This is a genomic window from Nitrospirillum bahiense (assembly GCF_007828025.1).
Taxonomy (GTDB): Bacteria; Pseudomonadota; Alphaproteobacteria; order Azospirillales; family Azospirillaceae; genus Nitrospirillum; species Nitrospirillum amazonense.
The window spans coordinates 130,282-152,925 of record NZ_VITO01000004.1 but is presented as its reverse complement, the minus strand read 5'-3'; the positions used below and the strand labels follow the sequence as shown (position 1 = coordinate 152,925).

23 protein-coding genes are annotated in these 22,644 nt (G+C 68.1%); 9 read left to right on the top strand and 14 right to left on the bottom strand.

Annotated elements, in window-relative coordinates; translation table 11 throughout:
- The first annotated feature begins 479 nt into the window (after nucleotides 1–479).
- Nucleotides 480–2,936, top strand: coding sequence for a Tex family protein (locus FBZ88_RS07550; protein WP_145616135.1), 2,457 nt, complete (start codon nucleotides 480–482; stop codon nucleotides 2,934–2,936).
- An 89-nt stretch (nucleotides 2,937–3,025) separates the two neighbouring features.
- On the opposite strand, the gene FBZ88_RS07545 is transcribed toward FBZ88_RS07550, so the two are convergent.
- The gene (locus FBZ88_RS07545) at nucleotides 3,026–3,556 is read right to left on the bottom strand and encodes a hypothetical protein (RefSeq protein ID WP_004273263.1); all 531 of its coding nucleotides are present in this window, start codon (nucleotides 3,554–3,556) and stop codon (nucleotides 3,026–3,028) included.
- Nucleotides 3,557–3,638: 82 nt separating this feature from the next.
- Nucleotides 3,639–4,316, bottom strand: a complete 678-nt coding sequence (locus tag FBZ88_RS07540) for a response regulator (RefSeq protein ID WP_186464263.1) — start codon at nucleotides 4,314–4,316, stop codon at nucleotides 3,639–3,641.
- Between the two features lie 265 nt (nucleotides 4,317–4,581).
- On the opposite strand from FBZ88_RS07540, the gene FBZ88_RS07535 reads away from it, so the two are divergent.
- The 3 genes from FBZ88_RS07535 to FBZ88_RS07525 all read left to right on the top strand — a co-directional run bounded on the left by FBZ88_RS07535 (nucleotide 4,582) and on the right by FBZ88_RS07525 (nucleotide 6,201).
- Nucleotides 4,582–4,920: a hypothetical protein gene (locus FBZ88_RS07535; RefSeq protein ID WP_004273698.1), complete on the top strand. Its 339-nt coding sequence runs from the start codon at nucleotides 4,582–4,584 to the stop codon at nucleotides 4,918–4,920.
- A 115-nt stretch (nucleotides 4,921–5,035) separates the two neighbouring features.
- The gene (locus FBZ88_RS07530; protein WP_145616131.1) at nucleotides 5,036–5,353 is read left to right on the top strand and encodes a hypothetical protein; all 318 of its coding nucleotides are present in this window, start codon (nucleotides 5,036–5,038) and stop codon (nucleotides 5,351–5,353) included.
- Complete coding sequence (locus FBZ88_RS07525) at nucleotides 5,350–6,201, top strand: class I SAM-dependent methyltransferase (RefSeq protein ID WP_246138549.1); 852 nt, start codon at nucleotides 5,350–5,352, stop codon at nucleotides 6,199–6,201. Before FBZ88_RS07530 ends, FBZ88_RS07525 begins: the two co-directional genes overlap by 4 nt.
- Nucleotides 6,202–6,208: 7 nt before the next feature.
- On the opposite strand, the gene pssA is transcribed toward FBZ88_RS07525, so the two are convergent.
- A complete protein-coding gene (gene pssA, locus FBZ88_RS07520; RefSeq protein WP_145616129.1) occupies nucleotides 6,209–7,174 on the bottom strand; it encodes a CDP-diacylglycerol--serine O-phosphatidyltransferase in 966 nt (321 codons plus the stop codon).
- Entirely contained in the window at nucleotides 7,174–7,866 is a 693-nt protein-coding gene (locus tag FBZ88_RS07515; RefSeq protein ID WP_040848510.1) for a phosphatidylserine decarboxylase, read from the bottom strand. The genes pssA and FBZ88_RS07515 overlap by 1 nt, the downstream gene beginning before the upstream one ends.
- A 357-nt stretch (nucleotides 7,867–8,223) precedes the next feature.
- Here FBZ88_RS07515 and FBZ88_RS07510 point away from each other — a divergent pair, with 357 nt between their 5' ends.
- Nucleotides 8,224–8,646 carry a response regulator gene (locus FBZ88_RS07510; RefSeq protein WP_145616127.1) on the top strand — a complete coding sequence of 141 codons (423 nt, stop codon included), beginning with the start codon at nucleotides 8,224–8,226 and terminating at the stop codon, nucleotides 8,644–8,646.
- Between the two features lies 1 nt (nucleotide 8,647).
- Here FBZ88_RS07510 and FBZ88_RS07505 read toward each other — a convergent pair whose 3' ends face one another.
- Entirely contained in the window at nucleotides 8,648–9,004 is a 357-nt protein-coding gene (locus tag FBZ88_RS07505) for a DUF1428 domain-containing protein (RefSeq protein ID WP_145616126.1), read from the bottom strand.
- Between the two features lie 160 nt (nucleotides 9,005–9,164).
- Between FBZ88_RS07505 and hrpB the strand changes: the two genes are divergently transcribed.
- The gene (hrpB, locus tag FBZ88_RS07500; RefSeq protein ID WP_145616409.1) at nucleotides 9,165–11,672 is read left to right on the top strand and encodes an ATP-dependent helicase HrpB; all 2,508 of its coding nucleotides are present in this window, start codon (nucleotides 9,165–9,167) and stop codon (nucleotides 11,670–11,672) included.
- A 42-nt stretch (nucleotides 11,673–11,714) separates the two neighbouring features.
- On the opposite strand, the gene bla is transcribed toward hrpB, so the two are convergent.
- The 7 genes from bla to FBZ88_RS07465 form a co-directional block, all read right to left on the bottom strand.
- The gene (gene bla, locus FBZ88_RS07495; RefSeq protein ID WP_186464261.1) at nucleotides 11,715–12,719 is read right to left on the bottom strand and encodes a class A beta-lactamase; all 1,005 of its coding nucleotides are present in this window, start codon (nucleotides 12,717–12,719) and stop codon (nucleotides 11,715–11,717) included.
- Nucleotides 12,720–12,818: 99 nt separating this feature from the next.
- Nucleotides 12,819–13,925: a SpbR family protein gene (gene spbR, locus FBZ88_RS07490; RefSeq protein WP_145609204.1), complete on the bottom strand. Its 1,107-nt coding sequence runs from the start codon at nucleotides 13,923–13,925 to the stop codon at nucleotides 12,819–12,821.
- 215 nt (nucleotides 13,926–14,140) lie between these two features.
- Nucleotides 14,141–14,920: a DUF6969 family protein gene (locus FBZ88_RS07485; RefSeq protein ID WP_145616124.1), complete on the bottom strand. Its 780-nt coding sequence runs from the start codon at nucleotides 14,918–14,920 to the stop codon at nucleotides 14,141–14,143.
- A gap of 15 nt (nucleotides 14,921–14,935) precedes the next feature.
- Complete coding sequence (locus FBZ88_RS07480; RefSeq protein ID WP_145616123.1) at nucleotides 14,936–15,598, bottom strand: ABC-type transport auxiliary lipoprotein family protein; 663 nt, start codon at nucleotides 15,596–15,598, stop codon at nucleotides 14,936–14,938.
- Entirely contained in the window at nucleotides 15,595–16,563 is a 969-nt protein-coding gene (locus FBZ88_RS07475; RefSeq protein WP_145616122.1) for an MlaD family protein, read from the bottom strand. Before FBZ88_RS07475 ends, FBZ88_RS07480 begins: the two co-directional genes overlap by 4 nt.
- A gap of 21 nt (nucleotides 16,564–16,584) precedes the next feature.
- Nucleotides 16,585–17,382, bottom strand: coding sequence for an ABC transporter ATP-binding protein (locus FBZ88_RS07470; RefSeq protein WP_145616121.1), 798 nt, complete (start codon nucleotides 17,380–17,382; stop codon nucleotides 16,585–16,587).
- 8 nt (nucleotides 17,383–17,390) lie between these two features.
- Nucleotides 17,391–18,530 carry an MlaE family lipid ABC transporter permease subunit gene (locus tag FBZ88_RS07465; RefSeq protein ID WP_040846321.1) on the bottom strand — a complete coding sequence of 380 codons (1,140 nt, stop codon included), beginning with the start codon at nucleotides 18,528–18,530 and terminating at the stop codon, nucleotides 17,391–17,393.
- 232 nt (nucleotides 18,531–18,762) lie between these two features.
- Between FBZ88_RS07465 and FBZ88_RS07460 the strand changes: the two genes are divergently transcribed.
- Complete coding sequence (locus FBZ88_RS07460; protein ID WP_145616120.1) at nucleotides 18,763–19,278, top strand: adenine phosphoribosyltransferase; 516 nt, start codon at nucleotides 18,763–18,765, stop codon at nucleotides 19,276–19,278.
- 59 nt (nucleotides 19,279–19,337) lie between these two features.
- Here the strand turns inward: FBZ88_RS07460 and FBZ88_RS07455 are convergent, their stop codons facing one another.
- Nucleotides 19,338–20,117, bottom strand: a complete 780-nt coding sequence (locus FBZ88_RS07455; protein ID WP_145616119.1) for an ABC transporter permease — start codon at nucleotides 20,115–20,117, stop codon at nucleotides 19,338–19,340.
- On the bottom strand, nucleotides 20,114–20,899 hold the full coding sequence (locus tag FBZ88_RS07450; protein ID WP_145616118.1) for an ABC transporter ATP-binding protein: 786 nt from the start codon (nucleotides 20,897–20,899) through the stop codon (nucleotides 20,114–20,116). Before FBZ88_RS07450 ends, FBZ88_RS07455 begins: the two co-directional genes overlap by 4 nt.
- 210 nt (nucleotides 20,900–21,109) lie before the next feature.
- On the opposite strand from FBZ88_RS07450, the gene FBZ88_RS07445 reads away from it, so the two are divergent.
- Together FBZ88_RS07445 and FBZ88_RS07440 are read left to right on the top strand one after the other, a co-directional pair.
- Entirely contained in the window at nucleotides 21,110–21,745 is a 636-nt protein-coding gene (locus FBZ88_RS07445) for an ATP-dependent Clp protease proteolytic subunit (RefSeq protein WP_411861188.1), read from the top strand.
- Nucleotides 21,746–21,861: 116 nt separating this feature from the next.
- Nucleotides 21,862–22,596, top strand: coding sequence for a hypothetical protein (locus FBZ88_RS07440; RefSeq protein ID WP_145616117.1), 735 nt, complete (start codon nucleotides 21,862–21,864; stop codon nucleotides 22,594–22,596).
- Nucleotides 22,597–22,644 lie beyond the last annotated feature (48 nt).

Here is a 22,644-nt window from a genome sequence, read left to right as displayed (position 1 = left end):
GGGGCGCGTGACGGTCAAGGAAAGTCCGGACGGATGTCCCCCTTATTCCCCTGCCTGCCATCCCCGGAAGGCCTGCGGCGTTGCCCCGCCAATTGCGGCCGGGCGGGCAGCATAGATTAAATCAATCGCCCTTGGCACGGGCGGAGAGGGCATTTCCTATCGGTCGGTTGTTTTTGCCGCGCGAAATAAACCGAACCTGTGGATAAGTCTGTGGAGCGACACACGGAAAAACGTCCCTCCCCTGTCCAAAAGAGAAAGGCCTACCGGTACGATGCCCCAGGAATAGTGGCGGATGTTCTGAAAAAGCCACTGATAGTTCCCGGGCGACCGACCCGATTCCCTGCCCGAAAGGTGGATAAGCCCTGCCCAAGGGAGTTAGACGCAGCAAAGACTGGCGATCCCCGCCGCGGCGCGGTAATGACCCTAGGCCCCCGTCCGGGGGCGCCTGCCGCTGCCACCACGCCTGATTCAAAGCCGCCATGACCGATACCGCGCGCCGCATCGTCGGCCTTATCGCCACCGAACTTTCCGCCCGCCCCGAACAGGTGGCCGCGGCGGTCGCCCTGTTGGACGAAGGCTCGACCGTGCCCTTCATCGCCCGCTACCGCAAGGAGGCGACCGGCGGCCTGGATGACACGCAACTGCGCACCCTGGATGAACGCCTGCGCTACCTGCGTGAGATGGAAGAGCGGCGCGCCACCATCCTCAAGTCCATCGAGGAACAGGGCAAGCTGACGCCCGAGCTGCAGACCCAGATCGCCACCGCCGACACCAAGACGCGGCTGGAGGATTTGTACCTGCCCTACAAGCCCAAGCGCCGGACCAAGGCCATGATCGCGCGGGAGGCGGGGCTGGAGCCCTTGGCCGACCTGCTGCTGAACGATCCGACCCACGACCCCGAAACCAGCGCCGCCCCCTATGTCGATGCCGAAAAGGGCGTGGCCGACGCCAAGGCGGCCCTGGACGGCGCCCGCGCCATCCTGGTGGAACGCATGGGGGAGAACGCCGAGCTGCTGGGCTTCCTGCGCGGCTATTGCCAGGAACACGGCCGCATCGTCTCCACCGTCGTGGAGGGCAAGGCTGAGGAGGGCGCCAAGTTCTCCGACTATTTCGACAAGGCGGAGCCTCTGGCCAACCTGCCCTCGCACCGCGCCCTGGCCCTGTTCCGCGGCCGCGCCAGCGGCATCCTGGACCTGGCCATGAAGGTGGGCGAGGACCCCGCCCCCGGCCAGCAGCACCCCTGCGAGGCGGCCATCGCCAACCGATTCGGCATCCAGGACCGGGGCCGGCCTGCCGACCGCTGGCTGCTGGACACCTGCCGCTGGGCCTGGCGCACCAAGATCGCCCTGCATCTGGAACTGGACCTGATGGGCACGGTGCGCGACCGGGCGGAGGACGAGGCCATCGCCGTCTTCGGCCGCAACCTGAAGGGCCTGCTGCTGGCGCCGCCCGCCGGCCAGCGCGCCACCCTGGGGCTGGATCCCGGCATCCGCACCGGCGTGAAGGTCGCCGTGGTGGACGCCACCGGCAAGCTGCTGGAGACCACCACCATCTACCCGCACGAGCCGCGCCGCGACTGGGCAGGCTCGGTCGCCACGCTGGCGGCCTTGGCCGGCCGGCACAATGTCGGCCTCATCGCCATCGGCAACGGCACGGCGTCGCGCGAAACGGACAAGCTGGCCGCCGATGTCATGGCCCAGTTCCCGCAGCTGAAACTGACCAAGATCATGGTCTCGGAGGCCGGCGCCTCGGTCTATTCCGCATCGGAAGTGGCGGCCAAGGAATTCCCCAACCTGGACGTAAGCCTGCGCGGCGCCGTCTCCATCGCGCGCCGCCTGCAGGATCCGCTGGCCGAACTGGTGAAGATCGATCCGAAGTCCATCGGCGTCGGCCAGTACCAGCATGATGTCAGTCCCACCAAGCTGGCCCGCACCCTGGACGCCGTGGTCGAGGATTGCGTGAACGGCGTTGGCGTGGACCTCAACACCGCCTCGGTGCCCCTGCTGGCCCGGGTGTCAGGCCTGAGCGACAGCATCGCCCGCAACATCGTCGATTACCGTGATGCCCACGGCGCCTTCCGCAACCGCCGCCAGCTGTTGGACGTGTCGCGCCTGGGCCCCAAGGCCTTCGAACAGGCCGCCGGCTTCCTGCGCATCCGCGACGGCGACACCGCCCTGGATGGGTCTGCCGTGCACCCCGAATCCTACACGGTGGTGGAGCGTATCCTGGCCAAGACCGGGCGCACCTTGGCGACGCTGATCGGCGACGTGCCCTTCCTGCGCAGCCTGGATCCGGCCGACTATGCCGACGATCGTTTCGGTATCCCAACGGTTGAGGATATCCTTAAGGAACTGGAGAAGCCCGGCCGCGACCCGCGCCCCGAGTTCAAGACTGCCGCCTTCAAGGACGGCGTGGAGGAGCTGAAGGACCTTCAGCCCGGCATGGTGCTGGAAGGCGTGGTCACCAATGTCACCGCCTTCGGCGCCTTCGTCGATGTGGGCGTGCACCAGGACGGCCTGGTGCACATCAGCCAGCTGGCCGGCAAGTTCGTGAAGGATCCGCATGCCGTCGTCACCGCCGGCGACATCGTCAAGGTCAAGGTGCTGGAGGTGGACCTGAAGCGCCGCCGCGTCGCCCTGACCATGCGGCTGGAGGAACAGGCGGCCCGGCCGGCCGGCAACGCCCCGCGCCAGGACGACGCCCGCCCCGGGAATCGCCCCGGGAACCGCAACGACAATCGCGGCCCCAGCGGCAGCCGCCCCCAGGGTGCACCGGGCAACAGCCCCAAGGGCGGTGACCGCGACGGCAAGCCGGGCGGCGGCCCCCGTCCCAACCAGGGCGGCGGCAAGGCCCAGGAATCGCGCGGCGGCAGCTTCGGCAACGCCTTCGGCGGCGCCCTGGCCGACGCCTTCGCCCGCGCCCGCAAGGACAAGTAAGCAACCAAGAACGCTTCCACCCGCATGAAGCCAGTCCTCATGCGGGTGCAGGACGCGATCGCGTCCGCCCGGCGGCTGAGCGGGCTCCGTTAACGCTTGTGAATCAGCTTGGCGCGGGCCAGGGCCAGCGATTTGGTCAGGGCCTGCCCCAACTCGCCGCCGTCGCCCTTGATGTCGTCGCGCACCACGACATGCATGGCGTCGATGTGCAGGCCCACCACCGTCAGCAGGGCATCCGTGGGGTTTTCCAGATCCACCAGGAAGTGGTTCATGGAATTGGCGAAATCGGACAGCAGGTTATAGCCGAAGGTCCGGCCCAGGGTCATGATGCCATCGGAAATCTTGTAGACCTTGCGCAAATGCTGGACGCGATGTTCCGTGTCGCGCTTGGCCTGTTCGAAGGCGGCCTGCAACGTGGTAAGGTCGATGCGGGTCTGAGCCTGGTGCGCCTCCGCCATGCGGGCCACGTGGCGGCTCGCGCGATCGATGGCCGCCGGGTCGATCTGCCCGGGCTTGCCCGCGGCCCCGCCGACCTTGGCGCGCAGCTTGTTCGGCAGCTCGATGATCTCCACCACCCGGGTGCCTTTCCCAGGCAGGCCTTTATCGGACTTGTCCGTCATACCTGTCCCTCCCATAAGGCCCGCGCCTCCCATAAGGGATCACAACTTTCCAGAAGCCGGTCGGCATGTCCCACCATCGGTGTTAGCCCAAAGTTTCCGGCGAGGGGGGTGCGGCTTCCGCCCCAACGGCCCCGCCCGCCTCCTCGGCGGCCACCTCGGGCACGGCCTGGCCGACGGGCGGCAGCGCCTCGTCCCCGATGGACGCCTGGGCCTCGTCCAGCGTCACGCGGTGGCCGGTCATCACGCGGCGATCGTCCCCCGCATAGGGCAAGGTCTGCCGCCGCCGGTCAGGGCCGATATAGCCGGGCGCGCGAATGAAGGGCCGCGGCTTGTCGACGATGGCCACCAGGCGCGAAGCGACATTGGCCACCGACATGGGCTTGGCCAGATATTCAGTGACCCCGCCGTCGCGCGCCATGCGCACGGCGTTTTCGTCCGCCTCGCCGCTCATCATGATGTAGGGCATGAACTTCAGCTTGTCGTGGTCGTGCTCACGCACCCATTTCAGCAACTCCAGCCCGTCCACCGGCCCCATGAGATGATCGGCAAAGACGATGTCGATGTCGCTGGCCCCCTGGATTTGCGTCGACACGTCCAGGATGGCGGTCGCCTCCTCGCCATTCTCCGCCTGCAGCACGCGGCCGACACCCAGGCCCCGCAGCACCGTGACCAGGATGGTGCGCACGAAGCGGTTGTCGTCGGCCACCAGAACGCTCAAGCCGTCCAGGCGGTAGTATTTTCCGGACTTTGCTGATGCCATATCGCCTGATGCCAGCCGACCCCTGTGTGGCCGGCAGTGTAGCCCCTTCCGTTGCCCCGCGCGCGGGGTTAATGCGGCGGGAACCATACCGCGCGCCGCATCCGATCTTCACCCTATCCCCCCGCACAGTGCGGCATGCGCGCCGTTCTCGCGCAGTTAACGGTTTGGTGACGAGCGGCGGCCTATGGTTCGCTCATCCCCGGATGGATCCCGCCGCACGCGGGTCCCTGCACCCGGGCAGGTGTTGATAAGGAGCGCCAGTCCCATGTCCCGGCCTATCCCCCAGAACAACCTCATCGAACGCACGTCCGTCCTGACCTACACGCTGATGGAACAGCTGCACGATGTGCTGAACACCCCCAGCGCGCCGGACGACGTGACCCTGGGCATGCTGATGGGACTGTCCATGTTCCTGGATGATCAAATCGGCCCTTTCCGCATGACTCAGCTGTTGCAGGCGGCACCGGACATCATTCTGCGCACAGACGCCCACGTCACCCGCGATCAGATCGACCGCTTCCTGCCGGTTTTGCGCGCCTTCGGTGACAAGCTGGCCGCCCTGACGCCGGAAACCGTGGCCGAGCCCACGACCAGCCTGTCATGAGGCGCGGCCGCACACGCGGCCTTTTCACCAGACGGTGCCACGCTTATTTGTAGAAGAGGTCACCGCCCCCTTCGACCGCCGCCCCTGAACCCGCGGCCGCCATGGTTGAACGCACATGCTTTCGCAGTTGGACAATGCCCACCCCGCCCTGTTCCTGGTCTTCGCCTGCGTGGCCGTGCTGGCCGCCGCGGGCATGACCATCGGCTATGTCTGGCGCCGCCTCGGCCGCCTGGCCGTGCGCCAGTCAAACCTGGCCCGCACCGCCTCGGACCACCTGACACGGCTGCAGCGCGACCTGACCGACCTGGCTGGCCAGGTGGAGCGGCTGGGTGAGTTCAACCAACGCCTAACGGAAGAGGTGGACATGCTGCGCCACCGCCTGGCCGATGGCGGCTATGAGCCGCAGGACCACTATCCCCGGGTCCTGCATTGAGCGCCGGCGGCCCGCCGGCCGCCGATCCTCATCCCGTTCGCGAACGGGAGATCCGCCGCTGGCATGACAGCGGTCAGGCCTGGGACCGCTGGGCCGACAGCATGGCGGACCCTGCCGCGCGCCTGAACCAGCCGTTGCTGGCCGCGCTGGCGCTGCAGCCACATCACACCCTTCTGGATTTGGCCAGCGGCGCCGGTGAGCCGGCGATCACCGCGGCCAAGGGCATGAATCCGGCCCAGGGCGCCGAAGGGGGCCGCGTGCTGGCCAGCGACCTCGTGCCCGCCATGCTGGCCGGTGCCCGCCGGCGCGGGGCCGGCGTCGCCGCCCTTTCCTTCCTGGCAGCCGACATGACGGCCCTGCCCCTGGCCCCCGCCAGCGTGGACCGGATCAGCTGCCGCTTCGGCCTGATGTTCGTCCCGGACGCGGCCGGCGCCGTGGCCGAGATGCATCGCGTCCTGCGGCCGGGCGGCATCGCGGCCTTGCTGTGCTGGGGTCCGAAGGCCGGCAACACGCTGTTCCGCCTTCTGGATGAGGCGCTGGGCGGCGTGCCGGAGTTGGCCGTGCTGTTCCGCTTCGCCGAAGAGGGCGCGTTGGGTCGCCTGTTCCGGGGCGCGGGCTTCGACACCGTGTCGGAAACCTCGCTGGAGCAGTCGGCCCTGGCCGACGCCGCCAAGCCCTTCTGGCGCCCCACCCTGGACATGGCCTTCACCCCCGCCCTGGCACGGATGTCGGTCGAGGCGCGCGCGGCGGTGGAAGACCGCATCACCGCCGCGGTGGCGCTGAAAACGAAAATGGACGGGAAAATACCCGTCCATCTCCATGCCCGGCTGCTGGTGGCTCACAAATAAGGGTCGGTCAGGGCTGTGGCGCCGTTCCATCCGCTGGTGGTACCGGCGGTTGACCGATGGTCGGATCCTCCACCGGGATCGCCCCGCTTTCCGGCGTCACAGCGCCCTCCGTCATTACGCCCTCCGTCATCACGCCCTCTGGCCCTTCCGGCTCGGCACCCACCAGCGATTCCGCCTGGGTCATTAGGCGCTGGTACTGGCGCACGCTGAAAGGCAGCGTGGCGAGATAGCCCACGCCCAGGATCAGCAGGGTGGTCCAGGGCGCGCTGACGACACCGGCCGCCAGCAGCACCAGGCCCAGGAAAATGAAGACGACATAGCGCGGGTGGATGCGCAGCCCCTTCAAGGAAAAGGTGGGAATGGCGCTGATCATCAGCGCCGCCATGCCCACGGTCCACACCACGACGAAGGCCGGATGGCCCACGACCGTCCGCCCCATCTCGAAACTGGCGACGATGGGCAACAGGGCCAGACCGGCGCCGGCCGGGGCCGGCACGCCGGTGAAGTAGTTGTAGGCCCACACCGGCTTCTGCGCGGCCGACCCCAGGGCGGTGTTGAACCGCGCCAGGCGCAGGGCGGCGCAGGCCCCGAACAGCAGGCAGGCGATCCAGCCAAAGCTGCGCGCCTCGTTCAAGCCCCACATGTACAGGATCATGGCCGGGGCCACGCCGAAGCTGACCACGTCGGACAGGCTGTCCAGCTCAGCCCCGAACTTGCTCTGCGCGTTCAGCAGGCGGGCGATGCGGCCGTCCAACGCGTCCAGCACGGCCGCGACCACGATGGCGACAACCGCATGTTCCCAGCGCTGCTCGGTGGCGAAGCGGATGCCCGTCATGCCGGCCGACAGGGCCAGCACCGTCAGCATGTTGGGCAACAGCTTGTTGATGGTGAGGCCACCCAGGCGCGGCGGCCGGATGGCCCGGCGCCGCCGTCCCAGCGCGCCCCCGCCTGTCCTCGGGGGACGTTGCACCATCAGCGCACCACGCCCTGACGCTGCGGTTCGGCGCTGGCCAGGTCGGCCAGGATGGTCTCGCCGCCCAGGGCCTTCTGCCCCACGACCACCAGCGGCTGCACGCCGTCCGGCAGGTAGATGTCGGTGCGGCTGCCGAAGCGGATCAGGCCATAGCGCTCACCGGTCGATACGCTCTGCCCCGGCTTCAGGGTGCAGATGATGCGACGGGCCACCAGGCCGGCGATCTGCACGAAGGCGATCTCGCGCCCGTCGGGCATGGCCAGGCGGATGCTCATGCGCTCGTTCAGGTCGCTGGCCTTGTCCAGGGCGGCGTTCAGGAACTTGCCCGGGTGGTATTCGGCGCGCGTAACCGTGCCCTCGATGGGGGTGCGGTTGATGTGGACGTTGAACACGTTCAGGAAAATGCTGATGCGGGTCAGCGGCTCCGGCCCCATGCCCAGCTCCGGCGGCGGCACCGCCTTGGTGATCATCTGCACCAGGCCGTCGGCCGGGCTGACCATCAGGCCGGGGCGGGTGGGCACCACGCGGTCGGGATCGCGGAAGAAGTAGGCGCACCATGCCGTCAGGATCACCCCGATCCAGCCCAGGAAGGTGGAGAGCCAGAACAGGATGAGGGTCACCACGGCGAAGGCCAGGATGAAGGGCCAACCGGCGCGGTTGATCGGCACGATGACGGTGCTGAGAGCGGACATTTGCACTTTCCAAAGGCGGCCCCGGGGATGGGTCCGAGGGATATAGGCGGGCCCCAGGGAGATGGGTAGACCGGCGCAGTGTAGACAGGGCCGGTCCGGATTTTAAGTGTCAATGCATATCGTTCGGGTTAACGGAGGAGCCGTTCCAGCTGTTCAAGGCCTTTTTTGGCCATACGCCAAGGTCGGCAGCTGCACACTGAGCTCGACCCTGTGAACTATGACAGGTTGCCTACCGGTCTCTTCCGCAAGGGCGGATACCCTTTCACGTCGTTTTGCGGAAAAATGTAGTCAATCTGGGTCGGCCCCTGGCAACGGCGCGTCCTGGTGTTTCTTGCGACGTTGACAGGTTGCTGAGCCGTGCGTGCCGAACAGACAATCGATCGGGAACTGACCCAGCGGTCCTCCACGGCCCGTCATCCCCGTTATCGCATCGTGGTCGTCGAGGATGAGGCGCTGATCGCCCTCGGCCTCCAGCAAATCCTGTTGCAGCAGGGCCATGAGGTCTGCGCCGTCGCCGCGTCGGTGGAAGAGGCGGTCGAGGCGGTGGACCATCATCGTCCCGACCTGGTGCTGATGGACGTGATGTTGCGGGGGCGTGACGACGGCATTGAAGCGGCGGAGCGCATCTGGAAGCGCTTCGGCATCCGCAGTCTGTTCACCAGCGCCGTCGACGCCAACATCCTGCGCAACCGCACCCATTCCATCTCCCTGGGGTTCATCACCAAGCCCTATCGGGCGGAGGACTTCCAGCGCAGCCTGGAAGCCCTGAGCCTGGCCTGAGTTATTCGCGCCCCATGACGTGCAGCGGGCTGAAACAGCCGTAAATCAGCCGCTTGGCATCGAACGGGATGTCACCAGGAATATCGAAGCGCGTATCGTCGCGCATCTTCTCCTCGGCCGCGTCCAGCGTCTCCTTGTCCGGCCACACCTGCCAGGAAAACACGATCTTCTCCCCCGGCTGGGCCGCCACCGCCCGGCGCATGTCGGTCTGCTTGCCGTCCGGGACGTGGTCCTCCCAGGACTCGACGATTTCCAGGCAGCCAAATTCCTTGAACAGCATGGCGCTGTTTTCCGACCAGGCGCGATAGGCGTCCTTCTTGTCCCCCGGCACGGGAATGACGACCCCGACGACATACATGACCCAGCCTCCCCTTTGGATGACGCGTGGGTTCGCATGATACCAAAACGTCGCCGGCACGGATCGCCCAAAGGGGGAATCACCTTTAGCGTGACGCTGCGCGCGGGCAAGCTCGGCCATAGGGGTGGCAGCCGGCACGGCCGCGCGCTATGACGGCACCATGCTGCCCATCGACCACACCGCCCTTCCCATCGATGCCGTGCTGCCGGACCTGCTGCGGGTCCTGGCCGGCACGCCCAACGCCGTGCTGCAGGCCGCCCCCGGCGCCGGCAAGACCACGCGCGTGCCCCTGGCCCTGCTGGACCAGCCCTGGCTGGCCGGCCGGAAGATCATCATGCTGGAACCCCGGCGCCTGGCCGCCCGCGCCGCCGCCAAGCGCATGGCCGACACCCTGGGCGAGGCCGTGGGCGGGACGGTGGGATACCGGGTCCGCCTGGACACGCGCGTCGGGCCGGCGACCCGCATCGAAGTCGTGACGGAGGGTCTGTTCCTGCGCCAGTTGCAGGGCGACCCGTCGCTGGACGGCGTGGGTGCCGTGCTGTTCGACGAATTCCATGAACGCAGCCTGGACGCCGACCTCGCCCTTGCCTTTTGCCTGCAGGCCCAGGGCCTGTTACGCGAGGATCTGCGCCTGCTGGTCATGTCCGCCACCCTGGATGGCGCCGCCGTGGCCAAGCTGCTGGCCAACGGGGGACATGCCGACGCGCCCGTGGTGACCAGCGAGGGCCGCGCCTTCCCGGTGGAGACGCGCTGGGTCGAGCCCGCACCCACCGACCGGCTGGAGACGGCCGTGGCCCGCGTGGCCAAGCGCGCCCTGATGGAGGAACCGGGCAGCGCCCTGGTCTTCCTGCCCGGAACCGGCGAAATCCGGCGCACGGAAAAGGCCCTGGCCGATTTGGGCCTGCCCCGCGACGTGATGGTCGCCCCGCTCTATGGCGACTTGGCGCTGGACCAGCAGGAGGCGGCCATCCGCCCGGCCCCGGCCGGCCAGCGCAAGGTGGTGCTGGCCACCGCCATCGCCGAAACCAGCCTGACCATCGACGGCATCCGCATCGTGGTCGATGCCGGCCAGGCCCGCCTGGGCCGCTTCGATCCCGGCAGCGGCATGAACCGGCTGGAGACAGCCCGCGTCTCCCGCGCCTCCGCCGATCAGCGCCGGGGACGCGCCGGCCGCTTGCAACCCGGCGTCTGCTATCGGCTGTGGAGCGAGCAGGCGGACCGGGCGCTGACGCCCTACGCCCCGCCGGAAATCCTCCGCGCCGACCTGGCCCCCCTGGCGCTGGAGCTGGCCGCCTGGGGGGTCGATGACGTGACCGCCCTGCCCTGGCTGGACCTGCCGCCGGCGGCCCCCCTGGCCCAGGCCCGCACGCTGCTGAGCCAGTTGGGCGCCCTGGACGACGCGGCCAGGATCACCCCCCACGGCCGACGCATGGCCACGCTGGGCATGCATCCCCGCTTGGCCCACATGGTGCTGGTGGGCATGGATCTGGGCCTGGGTGCGGCGGCGGCCCACCTGGCGGCCCTGCTGGAGGAGCGCGACCCCCTGCGCGGCATTTCCCGGGATGCCGATTTGCGCCGCCGGCTGGATCTGCTGTCCGGCCAGGACGGTGGTGCTGCCGACCGCAACGCCTTGCGCCAGATCCGGGAAAGCGCCCGCCAGACCATGCGCCAGTTGCGCATCACCGACCGGTCGTTCACGGGGGAGGATGCCGGCCGCCTGCTGGCGTTGGCCTATCCCGACCGCCTGGCGCAGAAGCGCCCCGGCAGCCAGGGCCAATACCGCCTGGCCAATGGCAAGGGTGCGGTGCTGGACAGCGCCGACGCCCTGTCCCGCCAGGATTGGCTGGCGGTGGGCGACCTGGACGGCGACGCGCGCGAGGCCCGCATCTACCTGGCGGCTCCCATCACGCGAGAGGAGATCGAGGAGGTCTACGCCGACCGCATCGTGACGGAGGAGCTGGTGAGCTGGGACGGGCGGGAACAGGCGGTGCTGGCCCGCCGGCGCCGGCGCCTGTTTGGCCTGGTGCTGAAAGACGAGGCGCTGAGCCAACCCTCAGCCGAGGCCATGGCCGCCGCCATGATGGCCGGCATTCGCGAGATGGGGCTGGCGGCCCTACCTTGGACCAAGGCGCTGGAGGCGTGGCGGGAGCGCGTGCGCTTCCTGCACCGCTCCGGCAGACGGGATGTCTGGCCGGACCTGTCGGACGAGGGCCTGCTGGCCACCCTGGAAACCTGGCTGGCCCCCTACCTGCCGGGCATCAGCCGCGCCAGCCATTTGCCGCGCCTGGATCTGCACAGCGCGCTGACCGGCATGCTGGGCTGGGCCCGGGGCCAGGAGCTGGAGCGTCAGGCGCCCACTCATATCGACGTGCCCAGCGGGTCGCGCCTGCCGATCAACTATTCCGGTGAAATCCCCACCCTGGCCGTGCGCCTGCAGGAACTGTTCGGCCTGCCGCAGACGCCGACGGTGGCGGGCGTGCCCGTGCTGCTGCACCTGCTGTCGCCCGCCCACCGCCCCATCCAGGTCACCCGCGACCTGGCCTCCTTCTGGGCCAACACCTACCGCGACGTGAAGAAGGATCTGGCGGGCCGCTACCCCCGCCACTATTGGCCCGACAACCCGCTGGAGGCGGAGCCGACGGCCAGGGCCAAGCGACGCGGGACTTAGTTTCAGCACCCTCAAACGCCGGCCCGACCGCGCCTTCGCCGCTTACGGCTTCCAGCTTTCGACCACCGCCCGCGCCACGCTGGCGATGAAGGCATCCGCCCGCTCCCGTGGGCCTTGCACACTGGCGACGTAAACCGCCACGGCGTAACGGTGGCCATCCGGCGCCGTCATCAGGCCCACGTCGTTGTTGGCCAGGGTCACGCCTTCGACAGAAGGCCCTGCTCCCGGCTTGTGCGCAACGGTCCAGCCCGCCACCAGGCCGGCCTTCAGACGGTTGGGCTGGGTGGTGGTGTGGTCCAGGATGTCCAGCAGGCGCCGGGTGCTGGCCGGGCTCAGCAGCTCGCCCTTGTCCAGCCGCTCAAGCAGCAGCGCCATGGTGGCCGGCTGGGCCGTGTCGCGCGGGTCGCTGAGATAGGCCTGGCGCTTGGCCAGGCGGGTGGCGACTGGCACGGCGTCGGCTGCGGCCCGGAACGCCGCCGGCTCGACATAGGCGTCCTTCCAGGTCAGGCCCAGGATGTCGCTTTGCAGGTGGCGCTCATCGCGGTCCACGCGGATGCCGTCCAGCCCCCGGGCCGTCAGCGCGGCCTGCACCACCGCCGGCCCGCCGATCAGGCGCAGCACGGTGTCGGCGGCGACGTTGTCGCTGTCCGCCACCATGCGCGCCATCAGGTCGTCCAGCGTGGTGGTCCAACCGGCGGGGGTAATGTTCTTGGCCAGCGGCTGCCAATAGACGGAACGGTCCCGGGGGTAGAGCGTGACCTTTTGCGCCAGGTCCATGCGGCCGTGATCCACCAGATCCAACAGCGCGATGGCCACCGTCAGCTTGAACACGCTCTGCTCGGGAAAGCGCTCCCGCGCCTTGACCTCGGCCACGGTGCCGGTGGCGGGGTCACGCACAGCGATGCCGCCGCGGCCAGGGAAGTCCTGGGCCAGGCGATCCAGGCGCGCCTGCAGCGCCGGCATGTCCAGGGTGCCGGCGCCGGCGGGCGCGGTGACGGCAAGGCACAAGGCGGCGGCGCAGGCCGCGCGCAGCGTCGATATCGGCATTGGAAAGGTCCCCATCCCTCTCGGGCCCGCCGAAGATCGGCGGCCATGGAGGAGTGCCCGCAAACTATGGTGGAAGCGTGGCGGCCAAGCCGACCAGCATCAGACCTTGGTGGTCAGGTCGGTCAGCTTGCTCAGCAGATAGTCCAGGTCGTCACTGGCCATTTCCTCGAACTGGGTGAGGATGCGTTCCAGCATCTTGCGGCGATGGCGCTCCAGGTCATGCTCGCCGCCGTCGAACTCCGTCTCGTTGGCGACGTCCAGCGCCACCTTGATGGCCGGGTAGATCGACTGCGGCATGCCGGTGCGATCGAACAGCGCCTTCATGCCCAGCTTGCCGGCATCGTGGATCAGCATGCGGGCGTTCGGCGTGGGGATGCGGGCCAGCTGGGCCAGCGCCACCTCGAAGAAGGCCACGTCGCCCATGCACAGCGACCGCAGCAGCAGCGACGGCGACAGGCGGCCGTTGCGGTACAGCTGTTCCACCAGCGTTTCCAGCTGGGCGTCGGTGGCCACCCCCACCAGCTCATAGGTCGCCTTTTCGCGGCCCTGCAGGACGATATCGCTGGCGACGTCGGCCGGCAGTTCATGCCGTTCCACCAGCCGCTCGCGCAACTGTTCCGACACCATGGTCACCAGGCGCTCGGCAATGGTGACGGGCAGGCTGCCCCGCTCGATCATCGGGGCGTGGACGGCGTCGCTCTTGGGGAAGCGGTTCAGCACGCGGGTCAGCGCCGCCTCATTCACCTTGGCGGCCTCGTTGGCCATCAGGGTGGCGACGGCGGTCTCGGCGCCATTATCCACCAGCGCGTCGGCCACGCCCTCTGACACATCGGGACGCTTGGCCACGGCCGATTGTTTGGCTTCCGAACCGGTCTTGATCAGCTCGATCAGGTCGGCGTCGGTCAATACCGACGACAGTTCGATGAAGGGCAGCGACACCTCTTCCACGTCACGCGCCAGTTGCAGGGCGACGTCGCGGGGAATCGCGGGGTAGGTCTTCAGGCTCTCCGACAGGGCGGAACGGACGCGCACGGCGGCGTCGCGCGCCATCAGGCGGACGATGTCCTCAGCCAAGGCCCGTTCGGAAGGGGAAAGCTGATCGGCGCCGAACTGGGCGGCAACCTTGGTGGCCATCTCGGCCCGGGTCGTGGCGGACGGATCGGCCAGAAGCCGTTGCACATCCTGATGCGTCAAGGTCTCGGACATTGGCAGGGCAACCCGCTCCCTTCGCTACCGACCGGCCACCTGGCTTTCCATCCCCACCCCTCGGCCGTCATGCGCGGCCGGACCGGGGGTACCAGGCTTCACCACCATTAAGGCCCCCGATGCACGCCGGGTGACCATTGCCCAGTAATAATACAGCCTTCCCCGTCTTGGCCAACGCCATTTGGGTGATATTCCCCGCCTATCCCCAGGGTCTGCTACGCAGGTTCTCCCATAGGGGATTGTTGACGGTTGCGCCGACGCAGCGCCCGCTCCAACTCCTGGATGCGGCCATCCACATCCACCAGCCGTTCCGACGTCACCTCGAGATTGCGGTCGTCATAGACGTAACTGCCGGGATGGTCCGCCTGCCAGCGACCGACAGCCGCATCTCTTTCTTGCAAAAGCTCAATAATTTCATAACGGTATAGATTGACAACCGCGGTGATCCAGCGGTTCAGCGGCCAGGACGGCCGGGCGTGATCGATCTGGAAGCCCTCCAGCATCCGCACCACGTCGGCCGCCGCGTACCAGGTTTCCCCCGTCACCCAACGGTTGGTGGTGAACAACCGCGTCACCCGGCCCATGCCGTCGACCGAAATCCCCACCAGGTGGCTGAGCGCGGCGTTGCCGTCGGCGTCGGGCTGGAGATCGGGCAAGGGCGCCGGCGCCACCCCCTCCGGCATGCCCAAGGGCCGCATGAAGGTGTGAAAGTGCCCCATCTCCTCACCAACCAGTTCCGACTCCGGGTGGGCGTGGAAGTAGTATTGGGCGTGGTATTCGCTGTCGTAGACATCCCCTGGCGGATGATGGTGCCAGGGGTCCAGCGGCGGCACCGCGTCGCGCAAGACCTCGCTCAGCACCGTGTCGCCGGTCTTGGCCAGCACCCGCGTGCACAGGCTGACTTCGCGCGCGGCCTCCACCAGCCGGGTCAGGGTCTCGTATGGCAGGCCATCGACAACGGAACTGCCGCGCGCGGGGCCCCGAAGGAAGGGCATGGCCGTTCCCTTCCCTTAGACGCCGCCGCCGGCGCGCCGCCCGGGCTGCAGGGCCCATTCGGCCACCTGCCGGGCCAGCGTGTGGAAGGCCTCGTCATAGGCCGCCAGCACGGCGGGGAAGCCCGTGGACTTGGCCGGCACCCGGATTTCGAAGCCCTGGCTTTCCTGGATGGTGCGGCGGGGCAGCGTCACCATCTTGCACTGGACACGGACATGCACGGTGGGCACGTCCTCCACCGTCGCGTGGGGATATTCCGCCTGGAAATCGCGAATGTCGGTCAGCAGGACATAGTCGGCGCGCAGGCCCGACCCCTCGCGTCCCACACCCGAGATACGGCCGGAATACTCGAAAGACTCGATCAGCAGGCCCTGCACCATCTCCGGCATCGGGTCCTGCCACTCGGCATCGAAATAACCGAAGTCCCCCTCCAGGCGGCTCAAGGCGATTCGCGTGGTGTTCAGCACCGAGGTGGTGGTGGGCACGCCCACCAGCAGCTGCCAGCCCACGGGCGGGGCCGGCGAGAACTCGCGCGCGGCCGTCAGCCGCACCACGTGCGGCGGGCTGTCGAACACGGAACAGGCGGGCAGCGCCCCCAGCGCCAGGCCACCGCCCATCACCCCCATGCCGCGCGCCAGCAGGCGGCGCCGGCTCATCGCACCCTTGTGGGCCCCCCTCATTTCACCTCCACCCCACGCTGCCGGCCACCGAACAGGAAGCCGGACGGATCGTTCTCGATACGGTTGGTCACCCGCGACAGGTTGTTGCTGAGCGTGCGCAGGTCACCGATCAGCTGGGTCAGGTCGTAGAGGCCGCTGGAGGTGAAGTCGCGGATGGGCCCGCGATTCTCCTCCACCATGCCGCGCAGCTGCTCCACGGTCTGGTTCAGGTTGCGGGTCAGGACCTTCACGTCCTCCGCCGACTGGTTCAGGTTGCCGCTGATGCGCCTGGCGTCGCTGCCCACTGTGTTCACGGTGGTGCGGGTGTCCACCAGCAGCGCCTCGGTCTGCTTGCTGATCTCGCGCACGCTGCCGCGCAGCTCGTTCACAAGGTGGCCAGCGTCCTGCACCGTGCCGTTGGCGGCCCCGGCGGTGGACGCCAGGTTGGCCAGCATGGAGGCGAAGGCCTTCTGATTGTCCGGCGTCATGAAGCCCGCCAGGCTGTCCGACAGCTTGATCAGGTTTTCCAGCAGGTGCGGCGCCTCCTGCAGCAATGAGGCGATGTTGCTTGGGCGCGAGGGGATGACGGGCACGTCGACGTCGTTCTGGGTCTCGCGCAGCAGCGGCGCCTCCTGGCTGCCGCCGGCGATCTCGACATAGACGCCGCCGGTAACGCCCACCGGCTCCAGCGAGGCCACGGCATCGGACTTGATGGGGGTGTCCTTGGGCACCTCCACCTTCACCTCGATGCGTTCCACGTTGCCGGGATCGATGCGGATGTCGGTGACGCGGCCCACGGCCACGCCGCGATAGCGCACGGGGCTGCCCGCCACCAGGCCGGTGACGGAGCCGGAGAAATAGATGCGGTACGGGGTCGACGCCTTGTCGAACTGGACCTTGGCCAGCCAGACGATGGCGATGAACAGGGCCGCCGTCAGTGCCAGGATGAACCCGCCGACGAGCGCGTAGCTGGCGCGCGTTTCCATGTGAATTCAGCCCCTAACTGCTCAGCTCTTCACGGCCGCGCGGCCGCGCGGTCCATGGAAGTAGTCATGGATCCAGGGATGCGTGTCCGCCAGCAACATGTCAATGGTTCCCACTCTCATCTTACGGTCGACCAGCACCGCGATGCGATCGCAAATGGCATAAAGGCTGTCCAAATCATGGGTAACCATGACGACGGTCAGGCCCAAGCTGCGCTGTAATGTCCCGATCAACTCATCGAAAGCGGCGGCGCCGATGGGGTCCAGGCCAGCCGTCGGCTCATCCAGGAACAGGATTTCCGGGTCCAGCGCCAGGGCACGGGCCAGGCCGGCGCGCTTGCGCATGCCGCCCGACAGTTGCGAGGGGTACTTGGAGCAGCTGTCCGGCGGCAGGCCCACCATGGAAATCTTGATACGGGCCAGTTCCTGGATCAGGCAGTCCTCAAGATCCGTGTGCTCCTTCAGCGCCACCATGACGTTCTCCGCCACGGTCATGGAGCTGAACAGCGCGCCGTCCTGGAACAGCACGCCCCAGCGGCTCTGGATAGTGCGACGGGCGGCGCTGTCGGCCGTCCACATGTTGGTGCCCAGCACCTCCACCCGGCCGGCGGTGGGCCGCAACAGGCCGATGATCTCCTTCAGCAGCACCGACTTGCCGGTGCCCGAGCCGCCGACGACGCCCATGACCTCGCCCCGCCGCACGTCCAGATCCACGCCGTCATGCACCGTCTGGCGGCCGAAGCGCGTGACCAGGCCGCGCACCTGGATGACGGGCTCAGCATTATTCCCCACCGCCATGTCCGTCGGGCCGTCCTGGATCATCGGCGCCCTCAGATCTTGAGATAGGAGAAGAGGATGGAGAACAGCGCGTCGAGCACGATCACCAGGAAGATGGATTCGACCACCGACCGGGTGGTCAGCTTGCCCACGCTCTCGGCGCTGCCGGTCACGTTCAGGCCCTCGAAACAGCCGACCAGCGAAATGACCATGGCGAAGACCGGCGCCTTGATCAGGCCCACCAGCATGGTGGTCGGGCTGACCGCCACCTGCAACTGCCGCAGGAACTGGCCCAGCGTAATGTCCAGGGTGCCGTAGGACATGACCGCCCCACCAAACAGGCCCACCACGTCGGCGTAGAAGCTGACCAGCGGCAGGGCCACGAACAGGGCGGCCAGGCGGGGCAGCACCAGCATCTCGATGGGGTCCAGCCCCAGCACCTGCATGGCGTCCACCTCCTGGTTCACCTTCATGGTGCCGATCTGCGCCGTGAAGGCGGAACCGGAGCGGCCGGCAACGATGATGGAGGTGATCAGCACCCCCAGCTCGCGCAGGATGCCGATGCCCAAGAGGTTGACGACGAAGATTTCGGCGCCGAATCGCCGCAGTTGGTCAGCACTCTGATAGGCTAGCACCACGCCGATCAGGAAGGTCAGCAGGCCGATGATGGGCAGGGCGTTCAGGCCCACCTGTTCCAGGTGGAAGAAGAAGGCCGTCCAGCGAAAACGGCGCGGATCGCGGGCCACACGGGCGATGGTGATGAACACCAGCCCGAAGAAGCTCAGCAACTGGAACGCGTCCTCGGCCAGGCTGAAGGCGCCCTTGCCCACCCGCTCCAGCAGGTCATGGAATGGCCGATGCGGGGTGGTGACCTCGGGATGGCGCACCACGGCGCGGCGCACGTCGCGCAGCAGGGTGCACTGGGCCGGCGTCGCGCCGACCACGGCCACCGTCTCCCCCTCCGCCCGCAGGCGCTCGATCAGGCGGTCCAGCACCAAGGCGCCGGCGGTGTCCATGCCCGACAGGCCGGACAGGTCCAGCAGCACCTGGCCCGGCTTGCGCTCCGGCTTCAGGCGGGTCAGCGCCGTGTCCAGATGCTCCGCCCCCGCCAGATCCCAACGGCCCAGGGCGGCCAGCAACCAGTGGTCGCCGTCCCATGCCGTCTTGATCACGCCGCTGCCTGCCGCCGCCATCTCGCCCCTTCGCCGGCCCCCACCCCCATCCTGACGGGGGCGCCGGGCGGCCTTGCTCGTCCTTCACTTGACAGAAAGGCCCGCTGCGGGTCAACAGCAGCGGCCGCGAGGCGCCCATCCGGACCATCCGGACGTGGCTGGCGCGGCTTGGCGCTGGCATGCCAGACCAGCCTCCCCTATGATTTCGCGCCCCGGGACCGGGGCGTTTCCGTTTCCCCCGAGGCCTTTCCCCATGGACCTGAAGAGCCACATCCGCGGCGTCCCGGACTATCCCAAGCCCGGTATCCTGTTCTACGACATCTCGCCGCTGCTGGCGCACGCCGATGCCTGGGCCGTCGCCATGGGCCGCATGGCCCGGCTGATCCAGGAGACGGGCGTCGATTTCATCGTGGGCATCGAGTCCCGCGGCTTCCTGATGGCCGCCCCCTTAGCCCTGAAGCTGGGGCTGGGCTTCGCCATGGTGCGCAAGAAGGGCAAGCTGCCGGGCGACGTCGTGCGGCACTCCTATGACCTGGAGTACGGCAGCGACACGGTGGAAATCCAGGCCGACCTGGTAAAGCCCGGCCAGCGCGTGGTGGTGGTCGACGATCTGCTGGCCACCGGCGGCACCATGAACGCCGCCATCAAGCTGTTGCGCGACGTCGGCGCCGACGTGCGCGCCGCCGCCTTCCTGATCGAGCTGGACTTCCTGGAAGGCCGCAAGAAGCTGGACGTGCCGGTGCTGTCGCTGCTGAACTACGACAAATAGTTCAGCAAGCTTCATCCGGGGCCTACAAGGGCATGAGACTTCTCATGCCCTTGGCGCGTCTAAGGGTGGCTTGCCTCGCTGTCGTGCCACCGCCGGAGCGCCAGGCGCTGGACCAGCGACAGCAGGGCGAAAATCACGATGCCCAGCAGGGACAGCAGCGCCAGGGCCGCGAACATGCGCGGGGTGTTCAGGCGGTTGCTGGCATCCACGATGCGCCAGGCGAGGCCGCTGCCCGTGCCGGAGCCGGCCACGAATTCCGCCACCACCGCGCCGATGAGCGCCAGGCCGCCCGAGATCTTCATGCCCGCCAGCAGGTAGGGCAAGGCCGAGGGCAGCTCCAGCCGCCACAGCACCTGCCACTTGCTGGCGCCATAGAGGCGGAACAGGTCGCGCAGGCCCGCGTCGGCCGAGCGCAAGCCCAGGGTGGTGTTGCCCAGGATGGGGAAGAAGGCGACGATCCAGGCCAGGATCAGCTGCGCCAGATCCACCCGCTCATACCCCACCCAGACCAGCAGCAGGGGCGCTATGGCCATCACCGGCGTCACTTGCAGGATGACGGCGTAGGGATAGAGGGCGGAGGCCAGCAGGGGCGAGCGGGTGAACAGGATAGCCAGCGCCACCCCGCCCACCACCGCCAGGGCGAAGGCCTGCAGGGTCACGGTCAGCGTGAACCACAGCGACAGGCCCAACGTGTTAGGATCGGCCAGCAGGGCCGCCACCACCGCGCTGGGCGGCGGCAGGACGAAGGCAGGCACGGCCAGCACGCGCACCAACCCCTCCCACCCCGCCAGGAAGATCACGCCCAGGATGACCGGCGCCAGGCGGCGCAGCGCGTTCATGCTGCCCCCCGCATGGCGTCGGCCAGAGCCAGGGATACCGTGCGGCACGCGGCGGCGTATCGGGCGTCGGTGCGCAGGGACTCATCCCGGGGATAGGGCAGGTCCAGCGGAATATCGGCGTGGATGCGCCCCGGCCGTGGCGCCATGACGATGGCGCGGTTGGCCAGGTACACGCCCTCATAGACGCTGTGGGTCACGAACATCGCGGTGAAACGCTGCTCCCGCCACAGGGCCAGCAGATCGTCGTTCAACTTCTGCCGCGTGATCTCATCCAGGGCCGCGAACGGCTCATCCATCAGCAGCAGGCGCGGACGGGTGACCAGGGCGCGGGCGATGGAGGCGCGCATCTTCATGCCGCCCGACAGCTCACGCGGATAGGCCTGGGCGAAATCGGCCAACCCCACCTGGGCCAACAAGGCCGCGACGCGGGCGTCGGCCTCAATGCGCGGCACCTTGGCCAGGTCCAGCGGCAGGCGGACATTGTCCTGGATGCGGGCCCAGGGCATGAGCGTCGGTTCTTGGAACACCATGCCTATCCCACCTGGGCCAATTCCACCGGCGGCGGGTGGCTGGGACCAGGTGATGCGGCCGGCCGTGGGCACCACCAGGCCGGCCACATGGCGCAGGATGGTGCTCTTGCCGCAGCCGCTGGCCCCGACGATGGCCAGGAATTCCCCGTCACCCACCGCCAGCGAGATGTCGGTCAGCGCCAACGTCCCGTTGGGATAGCGCTTGGTCACGCCCTGCAATTCCAGGAAGGGTGCCGGCCCCTGCCCCATCATGTGATCCCGTCTCCAGCCGATGCGGCTTTAACCTTTACCCATGCCGAGAGCGGCGCGCCACCCTTGCTAGACCGGCCGGGGTAGCCGATCATGGTAAAAGCCTTCTGTCACGGGCGGGTTGAATGGGGCGGCGAATCCCGCTACCTGATAAGGGTGGGTGGATGGGCCGCCGGTCTGGCCCCCGCCTTGTTCGTTCCCAAGGAGATCCTGGTGACCCTGCCGATCCGCTTCGACGACGAAGAACCCGACGCCCCCGAGTCCGCTCCGGAAGGCGGCAAGGAGGAGAAGTCCAAAGGCGCGCCCTTCTCCCCCGTGGCCCAAAGCCTGTTCAAGAGCCGCACCATCCTGCTTTTCGGTGAGATCAACCAGAAGATCGCCGAGAGCACGGTCGCCCAGCTGCTCGCCATGGCGGCCGAGAGCGACGACCCCATCCGCCTGGTGATCAACTCCCAAGGCGGCCATGTCGAAAGCGGCGACAGCATCCACGACGTGCTGCAGTTTATCCGCCCGCGCGTCCTGGTCCTGGGCACCGGCTGGGTGGCCAGCGCCGGCGCGCACATCTTCCTGGGTGCGGCCAAGGAAAACCGCTACTGCCTGCCCAACACCCGCTTTCTGATCCATCAGCCGATGGGCGGCACCGGCGGCCAGGCCACCGACATCGCCATCGAGGCGCGCGAGATCGTGAAGATGCGCAAGCGTCTGAACAGCATCATCGCACGTGAGACCGGCCAGCCGCTCGAGAAGATCGAGCAGGACACGGACCGTAACTTCTGGATGTCGGCGGAAGAGGCCAAGGACTATGGCATCGTCACCTACATCATCAGCAAGGCCGACGATCTGAAGTAAACCCTTGAGCTTCAGAGGCCCGATGCCTTGAGACGTCGATAAAAGCCGCCCGCGCCCCCCGGCGCCGGCGGCTTTTTTCTTGGCCCCGATCGCCCCCTTCAGGTCCGGAGTTCCGCATGTCCGACACCGCCGCGTTCCCCCTGTTCTACCCCACCTACCAGCCCTTCATGGGGGAACGATGGGAGATGCGGCTGGCGGCCCTGGTCATCTGCCCCGGCTATTGGTCGGGACCGCGCATGGTAGAAAACATGGCGGCGCTGATCCGCCACGACAGCGGCAATACCCGCGCCTGGATGTCGATGACGCCCATGGAAACGGAAAGCCAGGAAATCGGCTGCCAGCTGGCCAGTGGGCGTACGGTGGTGATGGGAATGGGCATGGGCTGGGCCGTCGCCAACGCCGCCCTGAACCCCGCCGTCACCGCCGTCACGGTGGTGGAGTTCGATCCTGAAGTGCTGGCGGCGGTGGAACAGTCCGGCATCTTCCGGCAGTTGCCGCCCGAGGCCGCCGCCAAGATCACCATCCACCAGGGCGACGCCTACACCTGGACACCGGTGGACGGCCAGCCCTTCGACACCCTGCTGGCCGACATCTGGCTGCCGCTGCACGGCCTGGACCGTGAGGGCCAGATGCGGACCATGGCCGCCAACACCGGCGCCACCCGGATCTATTTCTGGGGCCAGGAGATGAACATGGCCTGGCGCCTGAAGGAACTGGGCCTGCCCGTGGACGCCGCCGGCATCGCGCGCGTGGTGGCGGAATGGGGCCTGCCCCTGCTCGGCCCGGACCAGCCGAACTATGCCGAGCGGGCGGCGGCGGCGGCCGAGCGCTGGCTGCGCGCGCCGGAATAAGCGGCCTTCCCAAGGGGCCCGGACCGTCATCCCATGGCGTCATGCCTC

What these genes read in the sequence shown, in the direction of transcription:
- FBZ88_RS07535 (WP_004273698.1), top strand. Translation starts at nt 4,582, where the DNA reads ATGTCCCGGCCTATCCCCCAGAACAACCTCATCGAACGCACGTCCGTC.
- spbR (WP_145609204.1), bottom strand. Translation starts at nt 13,925, where the DNA reads ATGTCCGAGACCTTGACGCATCAGGATGTGCAACGGCTTCTGGCCGAT.
- FBZ88_RS07550 (WP_145616135.1), top strand. Translation starts at nt 480, where the DNA reads ATGACCGATACCGCGCGCCGCATCGTCGGCCTTATCGCCACCGAACTT.
- FBZ88_RS07530 (WP_145616131.1), top strand. Translation starts at nt 5,036, where the DNA reads ATGCTTTCGCAGTTGGACAATGCCCACCCCGCCCTGTTCCTGGTCTTC.
- FBZ88_RS07545 (WP_004273263.1), bottom strand. Translation starts at nt 3,556, where the DNA reads ATGACGGACAAGTCCGATAAAGGCCTGCCTGGGAAAGGCACCCGGGTG.
- FBZ88_RS07505 (WP_145616126.1), bottom strand. Translation starts at nt 9,004, where the DNA reads ATGTATGTCGTCGGGGTCGTCATTCCCGTGCCGGGGGACAAGAAGGAC.
- FBZ88_RS07440 (WP_145616117.1), top strand. Translation starts at nt 21,862, where the DNA reads ATGTCCGACACCGCCGCGTTCCCCCTGTTCTACCCCACCTACCAGCCC.
- hrpB (WP_145616409.1), top strand. Translation starts at nt 9,165, where the DNA reads ATGCTGCCCATCGACCACACCGCCCTTCCCATCGATGCCGTGCTGCCG.
- FBZ88_RS07485 (WP_145616124.1), bottom strand. Translation starts at nt 14,920, where the DNA reads ATGCCCTTCCTTCGGGGCCCCGCGCGCGGCAGTTCCGTTGTCGATGGC.
- FBZ88_RS07540 (WP_186464263.1), bottom strand. Translation starts at nt 4,316, where the DNA reads ATGGCATCAGCAAAGTCCGGAAAATACTACCGCCTGGACGGCTTGAGC.
- FBZ88_RS07470 (WP_145616121.1), bottom strand. Translation starts at nt 17,382, where the DNA reads ATGATCCAGGACGGCCCGACGGACATGGCGGTGGGGAATAATGCTGAG.
- FBZ88_RS07450 (WP_145616118.1), bottom strand. Translation starts at nt 20,899, where the DNA reads ATGATGGGGCAGGGGCCGGCACCCTTCCTGGAATTGCAGGGCGTGACC.
- FBZ88_RS07465 (WP_040846321.1), bottom strand. Translation starts at nt 18,530, where the DNA reads ATGGCGGCGGCAGGCAGCGGCGTGATCAAGACGGCATGGGACGGCGAC.
- FBZ88_RS07515 (WP_040848510.1), bottom strand. Translation starts at nt 7,866, where the DNA reads ATGTCCGCTCTCAGCACCGTCATCGTGCCGATCAACCGCGCCGGTTGG.
- bla (WP_186464261.1), bottom strand. Translation starts at nt 12,719, where the DNA reads ATGCCGATATCGACGCTGCGCGCGGCCTGCGCCGCCGCCTTGTGCCTT.
- FBZ88_RS07480 (WP_145616123.1), bottom strand. Translation starts at nt 15,598, where the DNA reads ATGAGGGGGGCCCACAAGGGTGCGATGAGCCGGCGCCGCCTGCTGGCG.
- pssA (WP_145616129.1), bottom strand. Translation starts at nt 7,174, where the DNA reads ATGGTGCAACGTCCCCCGAGGACAGGCGGGGGCGCGCTGGGACGGCGG.
- FBZ88_RS07460 (WP_145616120.1), top strand. Translation starts at nt 18,763, where the DNA reads ATGGACCTGAAGAGCCACATCCGCGGCGTCCCGGACTATCCCAAGCCC.
- FBZ88_RS07455 (WP_145616119.1), bottom strand. Translation starts at nt 20,117, where the DNA reads ATGAACGCGCTGCGCCGCCTGGCGCCGGTCATCCTGGGCGTGATCTTC.
- FBZ88_RS07475 (WP_145616122.1), bottom strand. Translation starts at nt 16,563, where the DNA reads ATGGAAACGCGCGCCAGCTACGCGCTCGTCGGCGGGTTCATCCTGGCA.